The sequence below is a fragment of the Lapillicoccus sp. genome (assembly GCF_025353065.1).
Taxonomy (GTDB): Bacteria; Actinomycetota; Actinomycetes; order Actinomycetales; family Dermatophilaceae; genus Lapillicoccus.
Map to the genome: position 1 here is coordinate 1 of NZ_JANXRJ010000022.1, position 6,332 is coordinate 6,332.

The window sequence follows — 6,332 nt, forward strand, 5'->3', positions numbered from 1 at the left end:
CGAGCGCGACCGTCTCGTGGACGACCAACGAGTCCTCGACGAGCGTCGTCCAGTACGGCACGTCCGCCACCGCGCTGACCTCCACGGCAACCGGTTCCGCCGGCACGAGCCATGCGGTGACCCTGGCCGGGCTGACCCCCAGCTCGCGCTACTACTACCGGGTAACGTCGGCCGACGCGGCCGCCAACTCGACGACGTCGCCGACGACGACGGGGGCCGCCGCGACCTATGTGCCGACGGTGACTCCGGTCACCCAGACGACAGCCGCGGACTTCGGTTCCGGCACGTTGACCGGCAGCTACATCTCCCAGAACAGCGATGGTGAGGTCACGCAGGCGCCGACCCTGGGGGTCGAGTTCGACGGGACGACGCTTCCCACCGGGTGGACCTCGACGGTCATCGCGACGGGTGGCACGACGGGTGTCTCCGGGGGGAAGGCCACCCTGTCGGGGACGCGGATCTTCAGCACGGCCACGGCGGCGTCGCCGAAGTCCCTCGAGGTCTCGGCAGTCATGCCGAAGAACGGGCGAGTGGGGTTCGGCAACAGCAGCCAGAGCGTCTACGCCGCCCTCAGCACCAACAGTCAGGGGCAGGTCGTCGCTCTGGCCAGGGATGGCCTCTTCTCCAACTCCGCGACCGTCATCTCCGGAGTGAACGCCGCGCTTCCACACCGCTACCGCGTCGACTGGGTCTCCACGACCCAGGTGGCCTTCTCCATCGACGGCGTCCAGGTCTCCACGGCAACCTTCTGGCGCAGCAGCTCGCTGGTCGTCGTGCTCCAGGATTCGACCACGGATGCGACGCCTCTCGTCGTCGACTGGTTGCGGGTCTCGCCCTTCGCGGCCAGCGGCACCTACCAGTCGGCAGTCGTCGACGCCGGCGCCACGGTCGGCTGGGACACGCTGGCCTTCACCGGCACCCTCCCGGCCGGGACCACCCGCACGATCCAGGTCCGCTCCGGCGACACCCCCACGCCCACGTCCCCGGGGACGCCCTGGACCGGATGGACGACGGTCGCGTCCTCCGGGGCGAGCATCGCGCGTTCGTCGCGCTACCTCCAGTACCAGATCCTGATGACCTCGACGGGGAGCCGATTTACCAGTTCCACCACGGATTCCGTCCAGATGGTGTTCCATGTTCTGTGACACCTCTTTGTCGTCGGGGGGACCGGCGGCGGTGTCGAGCGGGTCAGCGAGACCCTGACCGACGCCGTCCGGGGGGACGACGCACCGCTCTCATCGACCATGTTCAACCTGCTTGGGGGAATCACCGTCATGTCGCTGCGCGTCGCTGTCATCGGGGCTGGGTACTGGGGACCGAACCTCGTCCGAAACTTCCGGGGCAGCGCCTCGTGGGAGCTCGTCGCGGTCTGCGACCTCGACGAGGCCCGGGCCCGCAAGGTCGTCGGTGACGCCCGGGTGGACGTCGAGACGGACCTGGACGTGCTGCTCGCCCGCACCGACATCGACGCGGTCGCCATCGCGACTCCCGCCGGGACGCACCGGCGGATCGCGATGGCCGCCCTCGAGGCCGGCAAGCACGTGCTCGTCGAGAAGCCGCTCGCCTCGTCGCAGGTCGAGGCGGAGGCGATGGTGGCCGAGGCGCGCACCCGTGGCCTCGTCCTGATGTGCGACCACACCTACTGCTACACACCGGTGGTCCAGCGGATCCGCGAGATCGTCCGCTCGGGCGAGCTCGGCGACATCCTCTTCATCGACTCGGTGCGGATCAACCTCGGCCTCATCCAGCCCGACGTCGACGTGTTCTGGGACCTCGCGCCGCACGACCTGTCGATCCTCGACGCGATCCTCCCCGGCGGGCTCGCGCCCGAGGGGGTCGCCGCCCACGGCGCCGACCCGATCCGTGCCGGCCGAGCCTGCGTCGGCTACCTCACGATGCCCCTGCCGGGCGGGGCTATCGCCCACGTGCACGTCAACTGGCTCAGCCCGACCAAGATCCGCAACATGGTCATCGGCGGCAGCCGCCGCACGCTCGTCTGGGACGACCTCAACCCGCAGCAGCGGCTGAGCGTCTACGACCGCGGCGTCGACCTCGACCTCACCTCGATGACGGACGACCTGGCCGAGCGGCGCTCGGCGAGCATCTCCTACCGGCTGGGCGACATGTATGCTCCGTCGCTCCCGGAGGGGGAGGCCCTCGGCGCCATGGTCACCGAGTTCGCCGCGGCGATCACCGAGCGTCGAGCGCCGCTGACCGACGGAAAGAGCGGCCTACGGGTCCTCCGGGTCCTCGAGGCGGCCACGGCCAGCCTCGGTGACGGTGGCCGGATGATCGACGTCGTCAGCCGCGAGCTGGAGGTTCTGGCATGAGCACCATCGACGGCGCCCGCGTCCTCGTCACCGGAGGGGCTGGCACGATCGGCTCGACCATCGTCGACCAGCTGATCGAGGCCGGCGCCGCCCACGTCGACGTCCTCGACAACCTCGTGCGCGGTCGCCTCGAGAACCTCGAGACCGCGCTCGCGTCCGGGAGGGTCACCCTCGTCGAGGGCGACCTGCGGGACCGCGACCTCGTGCACGACCTCACGAAGGCCTCGGACCTCGTCTTCCACCAGGCCGCGATCCGGATCACGCAGTGCGCCGAGGAGCCGCGGCTCGCGCTCGAGGTCCTCGTCGACGGCACGTTCAACGTCATCGAGGCCGCCGCCGAGCACAAGGTCGACAAGCTCGTGCTCGCCTCGTCCGCGTCGGTCTACGGCCTCGCCGAGGAGTTCCCGACGACGGAACGTCACCACCACCACAACAACGACACGTTCTACGGTGCCGCGAAGTCCTTCAACGAGGGCATGGTCCGCAGCTTCCGGGCGATGACCGGCCTCGACTACGTCGTGCTGCGCTACTTCAACGTCTACGGTCCGCGGATGGACGTGCACGGCCTCTACACCGAGGTGCTCGTCCGCTGGATGGAACGGATCGCCGACGGCCTGCCGCCGCTCATCTTCGGTGACGGCCTGCAGACGATGGACTTCGTCTACACCGTCGACATCGCCCGGTCCAACATCCTCGCGATGGGCTCCGACGTGCGCGAAGGGGTCTACAACATCGCGAGCAGTGAGGAGACCTCGCTCCTCGGCCTCGCCGAGGCGCTGCTGCGGGCGATGGACTCCGACCTCCCCGTCGAGCACGGTCCCGACCGCGCCGTCAACGGCGTCACCCGCCGGCTCGCCGACGTCGAGGCCGCCCGCCGCGACCTCGGCTGGACCGCGGCGACCGGCCTCGAGGACGGTCTGCGCGAGCTCGTCGCGTGGTGGGCCCCACAGCGCGAGGCGGTCGCCGCCGGTCGGTCGCTGGTGACCTCATGAGCCGCGTCAACGTCATGCAGCCGTGGATGGGGGCCGAGGAGGTCGCGGCCGTCACCGCCGTCATCGAGAGCGGCTGGGTCGCCCAGGGTCCGAAGGTCGCCGCGTTCGAGGCGGCCTTCGCGAGCCGCATGCAGGCCCCGTATGCCGTGGCCGTCTCCAACTGCACGACCGCGCTGCACCTCGCCCTCGTCGTCGCCGGGGTCGGGCCGGGCGACGACGTCGTCGTCCCGTCCTTCTCGTTCATCGCGACTGCCAATGCCGCTGTCTACGTAGGAGCCCGGCCGGTCTTCGCGGACGTCGACCACCTCACCGGCAACCTCACCGCCGACACGGTCAAGGCCGCGCTGACGCCCGAGACGAAGGCCGTCATCGTCGTCGACCAGGGCGGCATACCGGTCGACCTACGGGCGGTCCGCGAGCTGTGCGACCCGCTCGGGATCACCGTCGTCGAGGACTCCGCGTGCGGCGCCGGCTCGACCTACGAGGGCCGCCCGGTGGGTGCTGGGGCAGAGATCACGACCTGGTCCTTCCACCCGCGCAAGATCGTCACGACGGGTGAAGGCGGCATGATCACCACCACCCGCGAGGACTGGGCGGCCCGGGCTCGGCTGCTGCGCGAGCACGCGATGGACGTCAGTGCCGCCGACCGCCACAAGAGCGTGCTGGCGCCCGCCGAGCGCTACGTCGAGGTCGGCTACAACTTCCGGATGACCGACCTCCAGGCGGCCGTCGGCATCGTCCAGCTCGGTCGCCTCGACGAGGTCGTCGCCCGCCGCCGCGAGCTCGCCCGGCGCTATCGCGAGGCCTTCGACGGCCTCCGCGGCCTGCGCTGCGTGGAGGACCCGGCCTACGGCACCGCCAACTTCCAGTCCTTCTGGATCGAGGTGGGAGAAGGCTTCCCGCTCGGCCGCGAGGCCCTCCTCGAGCAGCTGGCGCTCGCCGACGTCTCCGCCCGCCGCGGCATCATGGCCGCGCACCGGCAGCCCGCGTATGCCGGTCACGCCCACCAGGCGCTGCCCGTCACCGAGCGGCTCAACGACGACACGCTCATCCTCCCGCTCTTCCACCAGATGACCACGCAGGAGCAGGACCGCGTCATCGCGGTCGTCGTGCGCTCAGCGGCCATCACCTGACCCGGTCGGAAGCACTCGTCGATGAAGATCTTCGTCTACCCCCACGATCTCGACATGGGTGGCAGCCAGCTCAACGCCATCGAGATCGCCGCCGCCGTGCGGGATCTCGGGCACGACGTCAGCGTCTACGGACGGCCCGGCACCCTCGTGTCCCGGATCGCCGAGCTCGGTCTCCCCTTCGTGGAGAGTCCTCGGCCCGGCCGACGTCCGAGCGCGGGGATCGTCGCGGACCTGAGGTCACGCATCCGCGCCGATGGCGTCGACGTCGTCCACGGCTACGAGTGGCCGCCGGCGCTCGAGGCCCGGATCGCCTGCCTGGGCGGCAGGGCGACGTCGGTGGCCACGGTTATGTCGATGGCCGTCGCCCCCTTCATCCCGCGGGCGATGCCGCTCACCGTGGGGACCGACCAGATCGCGGCGACCGAGCGGTTGGCCGGTCGTCGGCAGGTCAGCGTCATCGAGCCCCCCGTCGACATCCACCTCAACCGGGCCGACGGGATCGCTGACCTCGAGGGGTTCCGGAGGCAGCACGACATCCCCCTCGGCACCCAGGTCGTCGTCGTCGGTCGGCTCGCGGCGGAGCTCAAGCTCGAGGGCCTGCTCACGGCGATCGCCGTGGTCCCGACGCTGTCGCGCGACACCGTCCTCACCATTGTCGGTGACGGCCCGGCCCGCGACCGGGTCGCCGCAGCCGCCGCGACGGCCAACGCCAGGGCGGGACGCCGGGCCGTCGTCCTCACCGGAGCCCTCGACGACCCCCGGCCGGCCTACGAGCTGGCGGACATCGCCCTCGGCATGGGGGGATCCGCCCTGCGGGCCATGGCCTTCGCGAAACCCGTCGTCGTCCAGGGTGAGCAGGGCTTCTGGTCGACCCTCACCCCGCAGACCCTCGAGCAGTTCCGCTGGACCGGCTGGTACGGCGTCGGCGACGGGCTCTCGACCGGGGCGACACGGCTCGAGGAGCAGCTGCGACCGCTCCTCGACGACTTCGCGACGAGAGGTGCGCTGGGGGCCTTCGCCCGGCATACGGTGGTGACGTCGTTCTCGCTCGAGGCGGCGGCGGTCCACCAGGTGGAGATCTACCGCCGGGCCGTCGACGACCGGGGATCGCGGCGAGTGCACCCCGTCACGGACACGCGGGCCGTGCTCGACCTCGCCGCCTACAAGGTGCGGCGCGTCACCGCCCGCCGGCTCGGTCGGGGCCGATCGGACGACTTCAACACCGTCCCCGTCGCGGCGACGGTAGCTGAGCTCCCCACTGCCGCAACGGCACCCACTCGACTCGTCTACTTTCCGGGGGTCTCGTGGGATGGCGCCGAGGGGACGGACCGTCGGCTCGTCACGGCGCTCGCCGAGCGCGCCTCGGTGCTGTGGGTCGATCCACCGACCTCCGTCGTGGACCGTTCGCGTGGTCGACTGCTGCCGGTCGACTCCCTGCTGCGGCCCCGCAGCACCGAGGTCGCGGCCGGCATCCGGCGTCTCGAGGTCGTCGGACCGCCATGGCCCACCCGGTTCGGGTCGCGGACGGTGGCCAACGCCCTGACGGGCCTTCACGTGCGCCGGGCCGTCGCCCGCCTCGGAGGTGCCGACGCGGTCGTGGTGGCCAACCCCCTGACCCACTTCCCGCGGCTGCCCGGCGTCCTTCGCATCTACTACGTCACGGACGACTGGCCGGCCGGCTCGGGGTTGATGGGGGTCTCGCGCCGCGCCGTCGAGATGTTCGAGGCCGACAACGCGGCGATCGCCGACCGGCGGGTCGCCGTCTCGCCCGCTCTCGCTGCTCGGATCGGGGCGACCCATCGGGTCGCCGTCGACGTACTGGCGAACGGGTGCACGACGGTGGCGCGCGACGCCCCGCCGGCTCCCGTCGGGGGCGT

At 71.3% G+C, this 6,332-nt stretch carries 5 protein-coding genes; all 5 read left to right on the forward strand.

Annotated features, from left to right (window positions below):
* A partial coding sequence (locus tag Q0R63_RS01505; protein WP_295692961.1) for a fibronectin type III domain-containing protein occupies positions 1-1,145 on the forward strand: 1,145 nt, incomplete at its 5' end.
* A 99-nt stretch (positions 1,146-1,244) separates the two neighbouring features.
* Positions 1,245-2,330 (forward strand): Gfo/Idh/MocA family oxidoreductase, encoded by a 1,086-nt coding sequence (locus Q0R63_RS01510; RefSeq protein ID WP_295692963.1) that lies wholly within the window; start codon positions 1,245-1,247, stop codon positions 2,328-2,330.
* The gene (locus tag Q0R63_RS01515; protein WP_295692966.1) at positions 2,327-3,322 is read left to right on the forward strand and encodes an NAD-dependent epimerase/dehydratase family protein; all 996 of its coding nucleotides are present in this window, start codon (positions 2,327-2,329) and stop codon (positions 3,320-3,322) included. Before Q0R63_RS01510 ends, Q0R63_RS01515 begins: the two co-directional genes overlap by 4 nt.
* Positions 3,319-4,455 carry a DegT/DnrJ/EryC1/StrS family aminotransferase gene (locus Q0R63_RS01520; RefSeq protein WP_295692969.1) on the forward strand — a complete coding sequence of 379 codons (1,137 nt, stop codon included), beginning with the start codon at positions 3,319-3,321 and terminating at the stop codon, positions 4,453-4,455. The genes Q0R63_RS01515 and Q0R63_RS01520 overlap by 4 nt, the downstream gene beginning before the upstream one ends.
* Positions 4,456-4,476: 21 nt before the next feature.
* Positions 4,477-6,332: glycosyltransferase (locus tag Q0R63_RS01525; RefSeq protein ID WP_295692971.1), on the forward strand; the 1,856-nt coding region annotated here is incomplete at its 3' end.